The 18782-nt window shown below is 61.1% G+C and carries 15 protein-coding genes; 8 read left to right on the forward strand and 7 right to left on the reverse strand.

Going from position 1 to position 18782, the window contains the following annotated elements; all coding sequences use genetic code 11:
* The first annotated feature begins 13 nt into the window (after positions 1 to 13).
* On the forward strand, positions 14 to 907 hold the full coding sequence (locus tag AC4HNJ_RS08170) for a glycosyltransferase family 2 protein (protein WP_490479059.1): 894 nt from the start codon (positions 14 to 16) through the stop codon (positions 905 to 907).
* Here AC4HNJ_RS08170 and AC4HNJ_RS08175 read toward each other — a convergent pair.
* The 5 genes from AC4HNJ_RS08175 to def form a co-directional block, all read right to left on the reverse strand.
* Positions 890 to 1903: a glycosyltransferase gene (locus AC4HNJ_RS08175; RefSeq protein WP_490479060.1), complete on the reverse strand. Its 1014-nt coding sequence runs from the start codon at positions 1901 to 1903 to the stop codon at positions 890 to 892. The genes AC4HNJ_RS08170 and AC4HNJ_RS08175 overlap by 18 nt on opposite strands.
* The gene (locus AC4HNJ_RS08180) at positions 1890 to 3632 is read right to left on the reverse strand and encodes an ArnT family glycosyltransferase (RefSeq protein WP_490479197.1); all 1743 of its coding nucleotides are present in this window, start codon (positions 3630 to 3632) and stop codon (positions 1890 to 1892) included. The genes AC4HNJ_RS08175 and AC4HNJ_RS08180 overlap by 14 nt, the downstream gene beginning before the upstream one ends.
* Positions 3633 to 3748: 116 nt before the next feature.
* The gene (rsmB, locus tag AC4HNJ_RS08185) at positions 3749 to 5044 is read right to left on the reverse strand and encodes a 16S rRNA (cytosine(967)-C(5))-methyltransferase RsmB (RefSeq protein WP_490479061.1); all 1296 of its coding nucleotides are present in this window, start codon (positions 5042 to 5044) and stop codon (positions 3749 to 3751) included.
* Complete coding sequence (fmt, locus tag AC4HNJ_RS08190; protein ID WP_490479062.1) at positions 5041 to 6024, reverse strand: methionyl-tRNA formyltransferase; 984 nt, start codon at positions 6022 to 6024, stop codon at positions 5041 to 5043. The genes rsmB and fmt overlap by 4 nt, the downstream gene beginning before the upstream one ends.
* 76 nt (positions 6025 to 6100) lie before the next feature.
* A complete protein-coding gene (def, locus tag AC4HNJ_RS08195; RefSeq protein WP_490479063.1) occupies positions 6101 to 6610 on the reverse strand; it encodes a peptide deformylase in 510 nt (169 codons plus the stop codon).
* Between the two features lie 448 nt (positions 6611 to 7058).
* Between def and AC4HNJ_RS08200 the strand changes: the two genes are divergently transcribed.
* From AC4HNJ_RS08200 to purD, 6 genes are all read left to right on the forward strand, one after another.
* Entirely contained in the window at positions 7059 to 8207 is a 1149-nt protein-coding gene (locus AC4HNJ_RS08200) for a LysM peptidoglycan-binding domain-containing protein (RefSeq protein ID WP_490479064.1), read from the forward strand.
* A 123-nt stretch (positions 8208 to 8330) separates the two neighbouring features.
* Entirely contained in the window at positions 8331 to 9476 is a 1146-nt protein-coding gene (dprA, locus tag AC4HNJ_RS08205) for a DNA-processing protein DprA (RefSeq protein WP_490479065.1), read from the forward strand.
* A 127-nt stretch (positions 9477 to 9603) separates the two neighbouring features.
* Positions 9604 to 12078 (forward strand): DNA topoisomerase I, encoded by a 2475-nt coding sequence (locus tag AC4HNJ_RS08210; protein WP_490479066.1) that lies wholly within the window; start codon positions 9604 to 9606, stop codon positions 12076 to 12078.
* A 72-nt stretch (positions 12079 to 12150) separates the two neighbouring features.
* Positions 12151 to 12723 carry an L-threonylcarbamoyladenylate synthase type 1 TsaC gene (gene tsaC / locus AC4HNJ_RS08215; protein ID WP_490479067.1) on the forward strand — a complete coding sequence of 191 codons (573 nt, stop codon included), beginning with the start codon at positions 12151 to 12153 and terminating at the stop codon, positions 12721 to 12723.
* Positions 12724 to 12964: 241 nt separating this feature from the next.
* Positions 12965 to 14257 (forward strand): AMP-binding protein, encoded by a 1293-nt coding sequence (locus tag AC4HNJ_RS08220; protein WP_490479198.1) that lies wholly within the window; start codon positions 12965 to 12967, stop codon positions 14255 to 14257.
* Between the two features lie 104 nt (positions 14258 to 14361).
* Positions 14362 to 15645, forward strand: a complete 1284-nt coding sequence (purD, locus tag AC4HNJ_RS08225; protein WP_490479068.1) for a phosphoribosylamine--glycine ligase — start codon at positions 14362 to 14364, stop codon at positions 15643 to 15645.
* Between the two features lie 260 nt (positions 15646 to 15905).
* Here the strand turns inward: purD and AC4HNJ_RS08230 are convergent, their stop codons facing one another.
* Positions 15906 to 16325, reverse strand: a complete 420-nt coding sequence (locus AC4HNJ_RS08230) for a GFA family protein (RefSeq protein ID WP_490479069.1) — start codon at positions 16323 to 16325, stop codon at positions 15906 to 15908.
* A 31-nt stretch (positions 16326 to 16356) separates the two neighbouring features.
* Entirely contained in the window at positions 16357 to 16776 is a 420-nt protein-coding gene (locus AC4HNJ_RS08235; protein ID WP_490479070.1) for a DUF2784 domain-containing protein, read from the reverse strand.
* 112 nt (positions 16777 to 16888) lie between these two features.
* Between AC4HNJ_RS08235 and AC4HNJ_RS08240 the strand changes: the two genes are divergently transcribed.
* Positions 16889 to 18763, forward strand: a complete 1875-nt coding sequence (locus AC4HNJ_RS08240; RefSeq protein WP_490479071.1) for an MFS transporter — start codon at positions 16889 to 16891, stop codon at positions 18761 to 18763.
* Positions 18764 to 18782: the final 19 nt, after the last annotated feature.

Consider the following 18782-nt stretch of genomic DNA (forward strand, 5'->3'; position numbering starts at 1 on the left):
GATAAGCGCGATCGTGAGCACCGTGCCCGCACCCACCGTCAGCGTCATCGTACTGACCTATAACTGGCCGAGTGCGCTGGAACTCGTGCTGCGCGCGTTGGCGAAGCAGACCAGGCTGCCGCTGGAAGTGATCGTGGCCGATGACGGCTCGCGTCCCGACACACGCGACTTGCTGCTACGCCTGGCGCAGGATTATCCCGTGCCGCTGCGGCATGGCTGGCAGGACGACCAGGGATTTCGAGCGTCGCGTGCGCGCAATACGGGGATTCTCGCTGCGCATGGCGAGTACGTGATCCTGCTCGACGGCGACATGATCACCCACCCCAAGTTCATCGCTGACCACCTCATGCTGGCGCAGCGCGGTAGTTTCGTGCAGGGCACGCGGCTGCGCGTGACGGATGCGGAGACCGCACGGTTGCTTGCCGGCGGCAAGCCAAAATTTCATCCATGGGTAGATGCTTATTTCCGCCCGTCGAACGCGGAGCCGAGCAAACTGCATTATGGCAAGCGCATTCATGCCCTACGCATGCCATGGCTGGCGCGATGGAAAGCGCGCTCGCGCAAGGGCGGTCATGTGATGAGCTGCAATATGGCGATCTGGCGCGAAGATCTTCTGCGCGTCAATGGTTTCAATGAAGCGATGGAAGGTTATGGCAGTGAGGATCTGGAACTGGCTGCGCGCTTGCAGAACGCCGGATTGCGTCGACGCCAGCTGAAGTTCGCCGGTTTGGCCATCCATCTTGAACACCGTTCGCGTGCGCCGGCGGATCCGGATGATCCGACCATGCCCAACAACATCATTCTCAAGCGCACGCGTACAGAAGGCATTACGTGGTGCGAGCGCGGCATCGCACAGCACGATGCCGTCGACCGCGAACCGTTGCCGGATTTACGAACGCTGCGTTGAACGGGACGCGGCTTGCTCTGGGCTCAGGGCGGCGATCGCATCGCGCAGGCGCGACGGCCATGCAGCGCGTTCGGCTTCATACCAGCTACGCGCGGCGTCGCCGATGCGTTCGGCGGCAGCAGCGTCCATCGCCACGCAGCGCTCGATCGCCGCTTCCATGGCCGGTTCCGTGAAGCCATAGCACGTCGCCAGATCCTGCACACCCATAGGCTGTGCCGGAACCAGCACACCACGTTCGGCCGTGACCAGTTCGTTCATCGGCTCGGTGTCGAGCGTGATGACCACCGCACGGCAGCTCATCGCTTCCACCAGATAATGACCAAAGCCTTCGGTTTGCGATGGGCAGAGATGAAAGCGATGTTCGTTCTGCAAACGCCGGTACTCGTCATCGCTGAGATGATCGCGGATCACCGTGACGTTGGATGGCGGCGTTTCGATCTCGACGCGTTTGCGGCGCCACGCCACCGTGAGCATCGGCCATTCAGGATGCTTGCGCCATAGCGCCAGCAATGCCTGCGTACCTTTGTTGGCGCTGCGGCCGGGGCCGTGGAAAAACGCATGGCGTCGTGTCGCTGCGCTATCGAGGCGATCGGGGCTGGTGAAGCCGATGTAGCGCGTGGTGGCGTTCAAGTGCTGGAATAGGCGTTCCGCGTGATGCGTCTTTACCCACACGGCATCCAGCGAAGCTATAGCGTCGCGATCCTGCGGACGAAAATACTCCGGATTCGGAATCAGCACATTGCATCGTGCGGCCCGGAAAAATTCCGGACGAATGCGCTCCAGCATCAGGTTGATGTCGAAGGCCGGTGGCCTGCGCATCCATTGCAGGCGCGTACGCCATTCGGCGAAACGGCCGCGATGGGGGAGGCCGGTGGTTTGCGTCCGGCACCCCGCTTGTTGCAAAGCTTCCGATAACAACACCAAGTCGCGACTGAGACCGGCGGCGTTGTCGCGGGCGATCAGCTGACAGTACGGCGGATGATCAGGAGGCGGCATCGTCCGGTTCCGGGGCTTCGTCGCTGTTTTTGGGTACGCAACCGGGAATCACGGCATCGGTCTTGAATAGCCACCAGTCGCGCCGATTCGCGTGACCGATGTCGATAGCTTTGCTGCGATTCACGCAATTGCCCATGGCGGGCTCTTGCACGAACAGCCAACGCGTGGCCGGCGCAGCCGCCTGCCACTGCACCGCACGCGTGAATTGCAGCGAGGTGGATGCGCGGAAGCCGAAGTCCATGGCGTGGCGATCGAGCATCAGCATGTTTTGTTCTTTCCAGTCGACCAGGCCGATCTCGTCGTGGGGGCCGAGCCGTTCGCTGACGCGGCTCATCAATTCGGCCGAAGAACTACTGCCGTTGAGCAGGGGATAGGCCCAGGCGCCCCACACGATCCAGAGCACGAGCAAACCGCTGGCAATGGCGTAATGCACGCGACGCGGACGGAAAATCGCCAGTGCGATCCACTGCGCCGCGCCGATGACCATGCACATCCACCACAGACTGTCGGCGGGTCCGTCAAAGCCGCGGTCATAAGCGAGCTTGGTGGCGAAAGCCGGATGCGTGACGAGTGCGTAGGTGCCCAGCCCCAACATGGCGCCGCCGATCACGATCAGGAAAAGCGTGCCGAGCGTACGCAGCCAACGCGTGGCAAGCATCGCTTCGAGATAGGGCGCGGTGATCAAGGCCAGCATGGGCACGATGGGCAACACGTAGACGTCGCGCTTGCCGGCCGAAGCGCTGAAGAACAAGAACACCAGCACGATCCAGCCCAGCGGCAACAGGATGCGTGCATCTTTCGCTCGCAGCGCCTGCCACCAGCGAGGCAGTGTGCCCGGATAGGTCAGGGAGAGCGGCAGCCAGTTGTAGAGGATCAGCGGCAGATAAAAGAACGCCGAATGGATGTGATGCCATGCGTGCGCGTAGCGGCCTGCCGTTTGATGAAACAGGATGTCATGCACATAGGCGGCATACGCAGGATTGTCGCTGCGCGCATGCGCAGCGAGCAGCATGGGCACCAGCCATAGTGCGATGGCGACGAGTGTGGCGATCAGGCCCAGCCACCAACGCCACCATGTACCGTTGCCCATGGCGGACACGCCGTGCCAGCGTTGTCGCGCCGCCCACGCGTAAGGCAGCAGCATGAACAAGGCGAGAAAACCCACGCCCTTGGTGATCACGCCCAGGCCAGCACAAAAACAGCCGAGCCAGTAAAGCCGCCAATTTGGACCGGTAAGCAGATGGCGCAGCAAACCCCAGTTGGCGGCGGTGATGAAAAACACCACCAATGGATCGATCTGCGCTCGCTTGGCCTGGAACACGAACTGGATGCACATCAAGACAGCCATGGCCGCGTAAAGGCCGACCTTGCGGTTCCATAGCCGTCGTCCCAGGTCGTAGACCAGCAGCAAGGTGCCAAGCGCACCCAGGAACGAGGGCAGCATGAAAGCGATGCGCCAATTGCGCACGATTTCGAAGCCGGCTGCTTCCAGCCACATCAGCATCGGCGGCTTGTCGGCGTAAAGTTCAACACCGCGATGGGGAAACAGCCAATCGCCACTTTCCACCATTTGCTTGGCGGCGAGCGTGAAGCGTGGTTCATCGGAAGGCCAGGGATCGCGCAAGCCGATGCCGATGCCGAGCATCACGATGGCAAACAGCATCAGCAACCAGAATTGGCGGCGTTCTCGTCTTTCCAGCTCAGTGGAGTGAGGGGGGGCGCTTGCCATGGATACCATGATTTCCGCGATGCTCTTGAAGGGCTTGATGAGAGGCTGGGGATGGTTCACTGCAAGATCGCCGCTCATCTCGCTTTTCCCTCCTTGGCGGAGGAGAAAGCGCGGCATCAGCGGCGCTCAAGCACGGCATAGTACATGCCGTCGAGATCATCATCGCCCGGCAGGATTTGCCAGCCGACCGTTGCAGGCTGGCCTGCAGGCAATGACACGGATACGGCGCGCGCATCGTCATGGTGGGCTAGAAACGTTTCGATCACCGTTTCGTTCTCCGCGCGCAATAGCGAACAGGTCACGTAAACGAGGCGTCCGCCAGGGGCGAGCAATGGCCATAACGCGGCCAGGATGCGTTGTTGCTGCGCGGCCAGCGCATCGATGTCGCTGGCGCGCCGATGCAGGCGCACATCGGGACGCCGACGCAATACGCCGGTCGCCGAACAAGGCGCATCGATCAGGATGCGGTCGAAGGGTTTGCCGTCCCACCAGTGGGAGGGATCGCCCGCGTCGCCGATGCGCAGGTCTGCATGCAAACCCAGGCGTTCCAGATTCTGACGAATGCGCGCAGTGCGTGAAGCGTCGAATTCCAAGGCAGTAAGGCTGAGGTCGGCGCGTTCCAACAGATGACACGCTTTGCCGCCAGGGGCTGCACACGCATCCAGCACACGCAGACCGTTGCGTATATCGAGCAGGTCGGCCGCTACTTGCGCAGCGCCGTCCTGCACGGCGAACCATCCCTGTGCGAAGCCGGGCATGCGTGTGATGTCGCTGCTATGTGGCAGCACGATGCCATCAGTGAGCCAGGGATGTGGATTCGCAGGGTAAGCACTCGCACGAAGTTGCTCGATCAGTGCATCGCGAGACGTGCGGCGGCGATTGGCACGCAGCATCATCGGCGGCTCGCGGTTGCTGTCGGCGAGTATGGCATCGGCTTGGGTCGGCCAATCCGATGTGATGGCTTCTACCAGCCACGTCGGCATGGCGTAGCGTGTTTGCGGTTGGGCATCCAGCGCGGCCAGCAGGGTAGTCCGCTCACGTTGCCATCGACGCAGCACGGCATTGACCAGCCCGGCAAGGCGAGGGCGATTCAGCGCACGTGTCGCTTCCACCGTGGCGGCAACGGCGGCGTAGTCCTGCAATTGGAGAACATCCAGCTGCACCAGGCCAAGTACCAGCAGTGCATGCACTTCGGGTTCCTTGCGACGCAAGGGCTTATCGAGCAATCGGTCGAGCACGGAGTCGAAGCGTAGCCACCAGCGCGCACCATCGCTGAGCAAGGCTGTCAGCAATGAACGGTCACGCGGGTCGCGCAATTTCGGTGCGCGTTGTTCCATCGCCTCACGCAACGAAACGCCGCGCAGCGCGATATCTGCCAGCGCCTGCGCAGCAAGGGCGCGTGTGTCGTTCATCGGGTACCGCGCAATTCAGGACGAGCATTGAGGTAATCCGCAGCGGTGATGCGCTTGCCGCCTGCGCGCTGCAGGGAGGTGACGCGTAGCACGCCTTCGCCGCATGCGATATCGATGCCGTCGCGATGCGCGGCGATCATGCTGCCGGGTGTTGCGTGGTGATGCTGCTCGATAGCGCGCGCAGCCCAAATGCGCACGTTCTCGCCAGCCAAGGCGCCTTCGGCCACCGGCCATGGATCGAAGGCGCGCACTTGGCGTTCCAGCGCTACGGCGCTCTGTGAAAAATCCAGGCGTGCCTCGGCCTTCTCCAGCTTATGCGCATACATCACGCCTTCTTCGACTTGCGGAGTCGGCTGCAGGATTTCGCCCGCCAGGATGCGGCGCAGTCCCTCTGCCAACACCTCCGCGCCGAGTGCGGCGAGGCGATCGTGCAAAGAGCCGCCGGTATCTTCGCGATGGATGGGCGTGCGCCGCTCAAGCAATACGGGGCCGGTGTCAAGGCCGGCTTCCATTTGCATCAGGTCGACGCCGGTTTCCGTATCGCCTGCGAGTATCGCGCGCTGGATGGGGGCTGCGCCGCGCCAGCGTGGCAGCAGGCTGGCGTGCACGTTCCAGCAGCCGAGTCGCGGAATCGCCAAAATCTTGGGCGAGAGAATCAGGCCATAAGCCACCACGATCATCAGGTCAGGCTGATACGCGGCAAGAGTCGCGCGCGCTTGACGGGTCTTCAGCGTAGGCGGCTGTTCGACCGGAAGCTGCGCCGTGAGGGCAGCCTGTTTGACCGGGCTTGGCGTGAGCTTGCGCCCGCGGCCGGCAGGGCGGTCGGGCTGTGTGTAGACCGCCACGACCTCGGCACCGCTCGCGCGGCAGGCCTCCAGGCAAGGGACGGAAAATTCCGGCGTACCGGCGAAGACGATGCGTAGGGGCTGCACGGATCTATGCTGAGCAGTGGTGCGGGCGGAGAGTGGTTCGCGAATCATCAGGCATCATGGCGCAATACCATGCAGCTGCCTGGAGCCGATGACACGTACGAATTGGGCCGCCAGTTTTCCTGATTCAAGCTTGCGCCGCCTGCTTGCGCTGTTTTTCGAGGCGCTTGAGCAGGATCGAGCGCTTCAATGGCGACAGGTAGTCGACAAACACCTTGCCGGCGAGATGATCCATTTCGTGCTGGATGCATACGGCCAGCGGGCCTTCGACTTCCAGTTCGAAAGTCTCGCCCCCGACGTCCTGGGCGCGCACTTTGACTTTCAGGGCGCGGGTGACATCGGCATAGATACCCGGGAAGGACAGGCAGCCTTCCTGATAGACCTGCGTGCCGTCCTTTTCGAGGATCTCCGGGTTGATCAGCGCCAGCGACTGGTTGCGCTCCTCGCTCATGTCGGCCACCAGTACGCGCTTGTGCACGTTGACCTGGGTGGCAGCCAAGCCGACGCCATTGGCGGCGTACATCGTCTCGAACATGTCATCGACTAGCTGTTTCAATGATGCATCGAAGACGCGCACAGGCTCTGCCTTGGTGCGCAGGCGCGGATCAGGAAATTCGAGAATGGTGAGAACGGACATGAAGACCTGCCTGGGGCATGGAAATTGCGGGCGAATTGGTAAAAAACCAGCCCTTGCGCCCTCTAGAATGGGATTATTGTACGTGGTTTAACAGGGTGAGCTGAACTCGTTTCCCCCGTCGCCGCCGGTGTTTTGCCTAGACGCAGATCAGCGTGCAGGCTGCCTGCCGGCCGGATGTGGACGCAGCGAGTGGACAGAACAATCCCGGGTTGAATGCGCAGACGGGCGGTCGGAATGTTCCGTGGCCTGCGTACGTGGCGCGGCTGGACAGACTGTCTTGCGGACGCTGCATGATCCAACCTGGAACGTTTCTCCAATCATGACGATTGAGGAAACGAGTTCAGCGCATCTCATTGTCGGCGCACGAATTTGCCAACTGGCACGTGTTGCTTGGATTAACGGTTCGGTTACACTCGCCCGAGCATCGGGAGAGGGGGGATTCCCGCTTATGATCAGAAAGTCCATCGGGCTGCTGGCCGGCATGCTGGTCACCGTGGCTGTTTATGCGGCTGGCGCGCAGCTTCGAGCCGATCACCCCGACAGTTACACCGTGCGTCGTGGCGACACCCTGTGGGGCATTTCCGCCCGGTTCCTGTCCAAGCCATGGCTGTGGCCGGAAATCTGGCAAGCCAATCCCCAGGTACACAATCCGCACCTGATTTATCCCGGGGACGTGCTCGATCTTTCCTTCATCAACGGCGGGCCAGCCCTGCGCCTTGAGCCTGCCATTCACCGCGAAGGCGAAGCCATTCCCGCGGTGTCGGTCGACCAGCTCAAGCCGTTCCTCAAGGATTCGCGCGTGGTGGATCCGGATGAGGTCAAGAACGCGCCCTACGTCATGGGCTTCGAAGAGGGCGACCTGACCGGTACGCCAGGCCGCAACGTTTACGTGCGCCACCTCAACGCGCAACCCGGCCAGCGCTGGGCGATCGTGCGTCCTACGCATGTGTTCCGTACCTACGGCGGTTCGGAAGCCGAGCAGAGCGACGAAATGGCGGCCAACCCGGTGGATAGCGATGTGGCGACCACAAGCTCGCCATGGACCGAGGAATGGGAGACCGACCTTGGCCATGTCACGCCCAACCACACCTTCCGCGGCAAGACGCTCGCGATGGAAGTCACCGTGATCGGCGAGGCGGAAGTGCTGCGCGGGGGGGATCCCTCCACGCTGCTGCTGCTGAATTCGATCATGGAGATTCGTGCCGGCGATCGCCTGATGCCGATCGACGACAACCCGTACGACCCGTATTACTACCCGCATCCGCCCAAGGCCCTGCCGCCGGATGGGCGTGTGATCGCCTTCTCGCTGGAGCGCTTGACCCAGGTAGGCCCGAACGATGTAGTGGTGCTTTCGATCGGTTCGAAGGATGGGGTCGACAACGGCATGACGTTCTCGCTGTGGCAGCCGGGCGAGCAGGTGCCGGATGACGTGGCGCACGACAGCTGGGATCGCGGCAGCCATAAATTCGTGACCTTGCCGGATGAATACGTCGGCCACGTGATGGTTTTCCGCACCTTCAAGCGAGTGAGTTACGCGCTGGTGATGGATGGCCTGAAACCGGTGAAGATCGGCGCGCGCGTGAAAATGCCGGAATGAGCTGATGGAGCGGGTGCGCTTTGCATCGGCGCCTCCGTTTTATCCGGAAATTCCGCAAATACCCACACGACGGCGCGGCAATCCCGCGCCGTCGTCGTTTGGCGCGTCGCGTAGACTCGCAGCATGAACGAGCAAGCGGAACTGCGTGATTGGTTGATTGCACTACGGACCCCGAGACTGGGGCCGTCTGGCTTGCGTGAGCGCCTGGCAGCGAGCCAGGGCGAGATCGGCGCAGTGTTGGCGTCGCTGCGGCGCCATGCAGGCGTGCTTGGCGGGGAGGCGCATGCATGGCTGGATCGTCCCGATGAAGCGCGCATCGCCGCCGATCTGGCGTGGTTGAGCGAGCCTGGGCATCGGTTGCTGCGCTGCACGGAGATGGATTTTCCACCTCAGCTGGAGGCCATTCCGCAGCCACCGGCTGCACTGTTCGTGGCGGGCGATGCGAGTTTGTTGCTGCATCCCCAGGTCGCGATCGTAGGCGCGCGAAGCGCAAGTGCGGCGGGCAAAACCAATGCCCGCAGCTTTGCCCGTCAGCTGGCACTTGCGGGCTTCGTGATTACCAGCGGCCTGGCTGACGGCATTGATGGAGCCGCCCACGAGGCGGCTCTCGACGCGGGCCGGCCGACCATTGCGGTGATCGGCACCGGCCCGGACCTGACCTATCCGCGCAAGCATCGGGAGTTATCGAACCAAGTGGCGGCGCGCGGTGCCCTGGTGAGCGAATTTCCGCCCGGAACGGCAGCACGCGCGGATCATTTCCCGCGCCGCAATCGCATCATTGCCGGTTTATCGCTGGGCACCGTGGTGATCGAGGCAGGACTGCAGTCCGGGTCGCTAATCACCGCCCGGCTTGCCGGTGAGCAGGGACGGGAGGTATTCGCCGTGCCCGGTTCCATTCATAATCCGCTCGCCCGCGGCTGTCACCGTCTCATCAAGGAGGGCGTGCGGCTGGTCGAAAGCGCTACGGACATTGCCGAAACCCTGGTTCCCGCCGCGCGGGCGCTCGGGGCCGACTTGGCCCAGCGCCTGGAGCGGTCGCCGGCGGCATCGGCCGGGCGCGTCCGGCTGGCACCGGGTGGCTGGCGCGACGATCCGGACTACCAGCGCCTGCTGGACGTGCTTGGGCACGATCCGGTGGCGCTGGATGAACTGGCGGAGCGCACCGGGCAAAGCGCAGCCGTGTTGTCATCCATGCTGTTGATGCTCGAATTGGAAGCTTGCGTGGAAGGGTTGCCGGGTGGACGCTATCAACGGCTGCCGGGTGCCTGAGTTGCTCGTACGTCTCGCTTTCACATGCGCCAGCTTGACAGCTGTCAAGCCGGCATGCTTCCAACTATAAAAAGAAGGCGGCCGTTCATGGACGGTCGCCAGTCGACTTTTCGGACCCTTAAGCCACATGGCAAAAAACCTGCTCATCGTTGAATCGCCCGCCAAGGCCAAGACGATCAACAAATATCTCGGCAAGGACTTTCAGGTCCTGGCTTCTTACGGCCATGTGCGCGATCTCAAGCCCAAGGAGGGGGCGGTTGATCCCGAGCACGACTTCGCCATGAAGTACGAGGTGATCGAGCGCAACGAGAAACATGTGGATGCCATCGCCAGAGCGGCCAAGGCAGCCGATGACATCTATCTCGCGACCGACTTGGATCGCGAAGGCGAAGCCATCAGCTGGCACATCAGTGAAATCCTGAAGGAGCGCGGCATCTCCGACGGCAAAACACTGCACCGGGTGGTGTTCTCGGAAATCACGCCGAAGGCCATCAAGGCGGCTGTTGCCGCGCCGCGCCAGCTCTCGCATGACTTGGTTGATGCCCAACAAGCCCGCCGCGCGCTGGATTACCTGGTCGGCTTCAATCTCTCGCCGGTGTTGTGGCGCAAGGTGCAGCGCGGCCTGTCGGCAGGACGCGTGCAAAGTCCCGCATTGCGCATGATCGTGGAGCGCGAGGAAGAGATCGAAGCCTTCGTGGCGCGCGAGTATTGGACGGTTGAGGCGCAACTCAAGCATGCCGAGGGCGATTTCAGCGCACGCCTGACCAAGCTGCACGGCAAGAAATTCGAACAGTTCGATCTGACCAACGAAGCCGACGCCATGGCGGCGCGGGCCGCGCTGAAGGAGGCTGCACGCGGACATCTCACCGTCAGTGAAGTAGGGAGCAAGGAGCGCAAGCGCCGGCCAGCGCCACCGTTCACCACCTCCACGCTGCAGCAGGAGGCAGCGCGCAAGCTCGGCTTCGGCACCACGCGCACCATGAAAATCGCGCAAGGCCTGTACGAGGGCGTAGGCTTGGGCAGCGAGGGTAATGTCGGCCTGATCACTTATATGCGTACCGACTCGACCGCGTTGTCCGATGACGCAGTCGGCGAGTTGCGTCAGCTGATCGGGCGGGACTATGGCAACAAGTCGCTGCCTGATCATCCGCAGGTGTATCGCACCAAGTCGAAGAACGCCCAAGAGGCGCATGAAGCGATACGCCCTACTTCCGCGATGCGTACCCCGCGCGAAGTAGCTGCTTTCCTCACCGACGATCAGCGCAAGCTCTATGAATTGATCTGGAAGCGCACGGTCGCCTGCCAGATGATCCATGCGACGATGAATACGGTGTCGGTGGATTTCGACCTCAAGCATGTCGCGGGCGGCGATGCAGCATTTCGCGCGACCGGCACCACCGTGGTCGATCCGGGCTTTCTTGCCGTGTATGAAGAAGGCCGCGATCAGAAGAGCGCTGAGGACGACGACGAAGGTCGCCGTTTGCCGAAGCTGGAAAAAGGTGAGCAAGTGCCGCTGCAAGACATTCTTGCCGGGCAGCATTTCACCGAGCCGCCGCCGCGTTATTCCGAAGCCAGTCTGGTGAAGGCGTTGGAGGAATACGGCATCGGTCGCCCATCTACCTACGCCAGCATCATCCAGGTGCTGCAAAACCGCGAATACGTCTATCTGGACAATCGCCGCTTCCGCCCCACCGACGTGGGCCGTGCGGTGAGCAAATTCCTTACCCAGCACTTCACGCAATACGTGGATTACGACTTCACCGCCAAGCTGGAGGATGAGCTTGATGCGGTGAGCCGCGGCGAGGAAGCCTGGGTGCCGCTGATGCAGCGTTTCTGGCGGCCGTTCAAGCAACAGGTTGAAGAGAAGACTGAATCGGTCGATCGCAGCGAAGCCACCGGTGCACGTGAACTGGGCGCCGATCCGAAATCCGGTAAGCCGGTATCCGTGCGGCTGGGTCGCTATGGACCGTATGCGCAGATCGGCGATAAGGACACTGACGAAAAGCTGCAGTTTGCTTCGCTGCGGCCGGGTCAGAGCATGCACACGATTACCCTCGAAGATGCGCTGGAGCTCTTCAAACTGCCGCGCAAGCTGGGCCAGACCGAGAGCGGCGAGGAGGTGAGCGTGGGCATTGGCCGCTTCGGACCGTTCGTGAAGCAGGGCAGTATCTATGCCTCGTTGAAGGCAGAAGACGACCCGTACACCATCGAGCTTCCCCGTGCCTTGCAAATTGTCCAGGAAAAACTCGAGCTCATTGCCAACCGTGTCATCAAGGATTTCGGCAACAGTGTGCAGGTGCTCAACGGCCGCTTTGGTCCATACATCACGGACGGGGAAAAGAACGCGCGCATTCCGAAGGATCAGGATCCGAAAGAGCTGACCGAAACGCAGTGCCTCGAATTGCTCGCCGCCGCGCCGGTCAAGAAGGGGCGGTTTGCCAAAAAGGCAGCCGCGAAGAAGGCCTCGGCAGCAAAGAAGGCGACCGCCAAGAAAGCGGCGGTAAAGAAAACGGCTAGCAAGAAAACCGCAGCAAAAAAGGCCGTGGCTAAAAAGACCACGACCAAGAAGACTGCGTCAAAGAAAGCCGCAACGAAAGCCTGAGGTCAAAGGCTCCCTTTATTTCTCAAGGGGGCCGCCAACGGGCTGGCACGTCACTCAGGGAGCTGTCCTCCGATGACCAGGCGCTTCACTCTTGCCGATCTTCCCGACGCTGCGGTTTGCTTGCGCCAGGGCGGCATACTTGCCTATCCCACGGAAGCGGTCTTTGGGCTTGGCTGCGATCCGCATGATCACGTGGCTTTTGAGCGCATTTTTGCGCTAAAGCAACGTCCTGCCACGCAAGGCGTGCTGTTGATTGCCTCGGATTTTGCACAGGTAGAGCACTACGTCGATCTGGCGAAGGTACCGACCGAGGTCATGACCCAAGTCAGGGCGAGCTGGCCGGGACCGTTCACCTGGATTTTTCCGCGGAGTGGGAAAGTGCCCGGATGGGTGGCAGGCGCGCATGCCGGCATTGCCTTGCGGGTGACGGCGCATGGCCCCGCAGCAGCCTTGTGTCGCGCGTTCGGCGGGGCGCTGGTATCGACCAGCGCCAATCCTCACGGCGCGCCGCCGGCAAGGGATGTTGCGACGCTACAGGCCTATTTCGGAGACGAGTTGGATGGCGTTCTGGACGCGCCACTCGGCGGAGCGTCCCAGCCCACAACCATTCGCGATGCATTGACAGGCGCTATCATCCGAAGCTGAATCCTGCAAAACACGGTGGTGGACGGGGTCGGTGCCGATTCAGCCGCGACCATGAGGATGGGGCATGCAGGAGATCATGTCGAATGTACGTGGCCGACCGATCAGGCCGGCCTGGGACCTATTGCATCGGTAGGCAACCGGGAGTCTGTGCGTGGCTATCGTTTACGACACCTATCAGCGCGATGAAGCGGAACGGCTGTTACCTCTACTACGGGTAGGGGATCCGCGTCGTGTCGTGGCGATGCACGATGGCAAGGTGATTTCGGCAGCGCAGTTCATTGCCCATGTGGAACGGGTGGCTGCCCAGCTGCCAGAGGCTCATGCGGCGGTCAATCTGTGCGAAGACCGTTATGCGTTCCTGGTGGCTTTTTGCGCCATCGCCCTGCGCGGGCAGGTCAATCTGCTGCCACCCTCACGTGCGCCGCAGGCGGTCGAAGAAGTGATGGTTGCGCATCCCGGATGTCATGCGGTGGGCGATTGCCTGATGCAGCCGGCGCCGCATGGTTATCACGTGCTGCCACCCTTGCCAGTGGACGAGGTCGTCGCGGACGCCGTGGCGTGGCCGGCCATTCCGGCGCGGCAGACCGTGGCGATCGGCTATACCTCCGGTTCAACCGGTACGCCCCGTGCCAACGCCAAATCCTGGCGAAGCCTGCATGCCAGTACAGCCGGCAATCTGCGCATGCTGCAGCAAGTCGTGGGTGAGCCATTCGCCGTCGTAGCGACCGTGCCTCCGCAACACATCTACGGCGTGGAGATGTCGATCCTGCTGCCTCTGCTGGGTGATGTGCAGGTTCATTCCGGGCGCCCGTTTTTCCCCGCGGATATCGTTACCGCGTTGGAGACCATGCCGATGCCACGGGTACTGGTCACCACACCGGTGCATCTGCGCGCCTTGGTTGAATCAGGCGTCGCCTTGCCATCACTGGCCGCGATGCTGTCCGCCACCGCACCGATGCCACCCGAGCTGGCGCTTCAGGCCGAGCAGCAGTTTGGCGCGCCACTGCTGGAAGTATTCGGTTCGACGGAAACCTGTGCGTTTGCGACACGACGCATCACGATCGATCGTCGTTGGTCGCTCTACCACGGCGTGCGTCTGCATCCGCAACCTGGCGGCACACAGATTGAGGCACCGCAACTCGATGCGCCGGTGACCCTGGCTGACATCGTGACGGTTCACGATGAAGGCAGGTGTTTCGAATTATGCGGTCGTCAGGCGGATTTGCTTGAAATTGCCGGCAAACGCGCTTCGCTGGGCGATCTGACGCATCGATTGCTGAGTATTCCCGGTGTCCGGGACGGTGTGGTTTTTCAACTGGATGAGGCCGATGCCATCGGCGTACGGCGCCTCGCGGCGTTGGTAGTGGCGCCGGATTTGGACGAACACCGCATCCTCGATGCGCTGCGTGCGTTCATTGACCCTGTGTTTCTGCCGCGCCCCTTGCGTCGGGTGGAAAGCCTGCCGCGCAACGAGACCGGCAAGCTGCCGCGTCATGCGCTGCTGGAATGGCTTGCGCGTCATTCCGAAGTCTGAGGAATCTCCAGCAAAAGCCTCCTGGGCCATAAGCCACACTGGACTCCCGCTACAATGGCCGGCTGGCGCCTGCTCCCGGCGCACGTGGCAACGGAGTCAATGGCATGAAAGTTCTGGTGATCGGCAACGGTGGTCGCGAGCACGCGCTGGCGTGGAAGCTGAGACAGTCGCGACGCGTCGGCGAAGTGCTCGTAGCGCCCGGCAATGCCGGTACTGCGCGTGAGCATGGCCTGCGTAACGTCGACGTAGCCGTCAGCGACATCGAGGGCCTGCTGAAGTTGGCCAAGGCCGAGAAGGTGGACCTTACCGTGGTCGGTCCTGAAGTGCCGCTCGTAGCGGGTGTGGTGGACAAATTTCGCGCGGCGGGTCTGCGCATCTTTGGTCCGCGCGCGATTGCCGCGCAGCTTGAGGGCTCCAAGGCTTTCGCCAAGGATTTTCTGCTTCGCCACAACATTCCTACGGCGCGCTACGCGGTGTTCACCGAGCTTGCCCCTGCGCTTGCCTACGTTCGCGAACATGGCGCGCCCATCGTCATCAAGGCGGATGGTCTCGCCGCAGGTAAAGGCGTAGTTGTCGCGCTTACCCTGGGCGATGCCGAGCTTGCATTGCATGACATGCTGGGAGCGCATGCCTTTGGCGATGCGTCCGCACGCGTCGTGATCGAAGAATTCCTGGAAGGTGAGGAAGCCAGTTACATCGTCATGAGTGACGGCAGTTATGCCTCGCCGATGGCCAGCAGTCAGGATCATAAGCGCCGCGATGACAACGATCTCGGTCCGAACACCGGCGGCATGGGCGCGTATTCACCTGCACCGGTGGTAACCCCGGAGGTGGAGAAGCGCATCCTCAAGGAAGTGATCGAGCCTACCCTGCACGGGATGGCCGCCGAAGGGGCACCGTTTATCGGGTTTCTGTATGCAGGCCTGATGATCGACAAACAGGGCGCACCGAAGGTGATCGAATTCAACGTGCGCTTTGGCGACCCGGAAACGCAGCCGATCATGCTTCGTTTGAAATCCGATCTGGTCGACTTGATTGAGGCGGCGTTGGACGGCGAGTTACGTCATAAGCATGTGCAGTGGGATCCGCGTCCTGCAATCGGCGTGGTGATGGCAGCAAGCGGTTACCCGGCCAAGGTCAAAAGCGGAGATGTGATCGAAGGATTGGACTCGGACTTCGGCGCTGACGTAAAGGTGTTTCATGCGGGCACCAAGCTCGATGCCCAGGGGCATGTCATCACCGCGGGTGGTCGCGTGTTGACGGTGTGTGCCTTGGGCAAGGACATCACTGCTGCTCGCGACCAGGCCTACGACGCGGTCAGGAAGCTTCACTTCGATGGTGCGTTCTGCCGGCGCGACATTGCGCATCGGGCTTTGCGACGAGCGTGATCGTCGCGCGCCGTTAAGCTGCCAGTGATATGAAGCGATAGACCTTCGCCTTGCAGCTGTCGACATTGCGATTCCGGAACAGTTCGATGCAGCTAATCCGATTTTGCGCAGATGGAGTAACGGCATCTTTCGCACGGAATCGTTTCCAGTGCCTTCACTTCGAAGATGATAACGCTGCAAGGGCAGCGACCTTTGCATCACATGATGCTCGTCATCTCAGCGGGAAAGATTCATCCCATTGGGACAAATGACTGAGCCGTTTAGATCATGCGTACGTTGGCGATCCAGTTTCTTTGGCGCCTCTCCAATCGTGCATCGCTGCTTTCTTGTTCGAGTGATGCCGAGGAGCGTTGCAGCAGCGATGTATCCACGTTTTCGAGCGTATTGACGTTCACCACGGCGTAGATTCTGCCTTCAATCGAGCTGGTGACAACGGGGACGCCACCACAGTGCATACAAATGTGGAAATCTGCTGTTTTTGTGCCGAATGCGTACCGTGAAACCTGTGCGGGATCTTGCACCTTGATCGCGAGTTCGCCTGCGGGACAGGATGTCCATGCAGCCCCGTGTTTAGTGCAGAACGTGCAGTTACAGGCGCGTGCCGGAATCGATGACGGCGAAGGTTCCCATGTGAGATCAAAGCGGATATTTCCGCAGTGGCAGCTTCCGGAAATCAGCATCGTGAAGGCCGGTCAGAAGAGGAGACTGCCATCATAGGCGACGCTCGTGATGCGATCCACGGCGAGCTTCGCCATCGCGCCGGAAGCGTAGCTGGCGCTGTAGTAGCCACGCGTACACCGACAGATTCACGATGAGCACCATCGCCGCCAGGACGAATTGGATAGTTCGGGTTAATCCTTCTGGATAAATGGTGGCTAGCAGATAGTGCCCGATGCAGTCACCGTGATAGGCGGCTTTTCCTGCTCGAAGTCGAAAGGCATCCTCGATCTGTGTGAGGGGGCAGATGCGCCCGCTGAGTTCGACAAAAATGCCCCATGCGGCGGCTGGAAGCTGGAGCCATGGAATCCAGCGCCACTTCAATGCAAGCAGCGCCCCGAGGCTGGCGAACAGGATGAACGTCAGGTGCAGGATGAGCGTGGCATCGGCGGCAAGCAGAAACATGATTGTCATGACGCTATGAAAGTTGCTGGCGCTGCTCGTGAAAAGTCCGGCTGCGCAGGACGAGTTCAGAAGCGGCTAGCTTTCGCGCTAGGCTACGCCATCCATCTTGCCAAGGATCCGCATGAGCCAGTTCGCCTTGCTAGGCCATCGCCGTTTCGCACCATTCTTTTGGACCCAGGCGCTGGCCGCCTTCAACGATAGTGCATTCCGGAATGCGATGGTAATGCTGGCGGCATTCCAGATGGGGCTGTCGGATCATGATGTGAGCCTTTATACGAATCTGGCGCCAGCGCTATTCATTCTGCCGTTTTTCCTCTTTTCTGCGACGGCGGGACAGCTCGCAGAGAAATTTGAGAAAGCACGCATCATCCGCTACGTAAAGCTGTTCGAAATAGCCGCCATGGTGTTGGCCGCTTACGGCTTCATCGGCCATCACCTGATGCTGCTTTTGATAGTGCTATTCATGATGGGCGTGCATTCCACCGTGTTCGGCCCGATCAAATACGCCATTCTTCCCCAGGCGCTGACGACATCCGAATTGGTAGGTGGCAACGGATTGGTAGAGATGGGCACCCAGATGGCGATACTGATCGGCATGGTGGCCGGCAATGCGCTCATGCTGATTGCGGGCGTCGGGCCACATCTCTCCGCCGCACTGACCATCGGCATCGCGGTGATTGGTTATGTGATAGCCCGATTTATTCCCCCGGCACCTGCCACGGCGCCGGATCTGCCGTTCAACTGGAATCCGTTTACCGAGACCGCGCAAGTGCTGCGTATCACGCATGCTGATCGCGCGATCTTCAATGCAGTGTTGGGCATCTCCTGGTTCTGGTTTTTTGGCACGGTGCTGGTGGCGCAGCTGCCGTTGTATACGCGGGACAGTCTCGGTGGTGACGGCTCGGTCAATACCTTGGTGCTTACGCTGTTTTCGATTGGCACCGGTGTTGGTGCGTTGATGTGCGAAAAAATGTCAGGCAGGCGCGTGGAGATCGGGTTGGTGCCGTTGGGTGCCTTTGGCCTTACGGTGTTCGGCATCGACCTTTTTCTGGCCCGTCCTGGCGCGGCCGCGGAAAAGGGCCTGGACTGGTTGGCATTCCTCCATGCGGCAGGAAGCTGGCGGATCGTGATGGATCTCACCCTGATCGGCGTCTTTGCCGGCTTCTATGTGGTGCCGTTGTTTGCTTTCGTGCAATCGCGTGCGCCCCGCGACAAGCTTTCGCGTGTGATCGCAGGCAACAATATTTTGAATGCGCTGTTGATTGTTGTTGCATCGTGCTTCGGGCTGACGCTGGACATGCTGGGCTTCCATGCGCCTCAGATCTTCCTCGTCGCCGCTTTGCTCAATGTGGTGGTTGCGGCTTATATCTTCACCTTGGTGCCCGAATTCCTCATGCGGTTCATCACCTGGGTGCTGGTGAATACGCTATATCGCATCCGGGTGGATGGTTTGCGGAACGTGCCGGAAGATGGGCCGGCGTTATTGGTGTGCAATCACGTGAGCTTCATGGATCCATTGATTTTGATGGCGAACCTGCGTCGTCCTGCGCGCTTCGTGATGTATTACAAGATCTTCAATATTCCCTTGCTGAATTTCATCTTCCGAACAGCAAAGGCGATTCCCATTGCGGGACAAAAGGAAGATCCGGTGATCCTGCATCAGGCTTTTGAAGCGATCGACGCTGCGCTGGCGGAGGGCGAGCTGGTATGCATTTTTCCTGAAGGCGGCTTGACCAAGGATGGTGATATCGCGCCGTTCCGCCCTGGCGTAGAGAAGGTGCTTGCGCGCCGTCCGGTGCAGGTTGTCCCGATGGCTTTGCGCGGACTGTGGGGCAGTGTCTGGAGCCGACGTGATTCCATGCTTCGGCGTGCGCGTTTGCCACGACGTTTTCGGGCGCGGGTTGAATTGGTGGTGGATGCGCCCAGGCCGGCGGAAGAAGTAAGTGCTGCTTCGCTGGAAGGCCGCGTGCGCGTGCTGCGTGGAGAAATGGCGTGACCCTATTGCGGGTATGCCC

The organism is Dyella sp. SYSU CM1112, assembly GCF_058216415.1.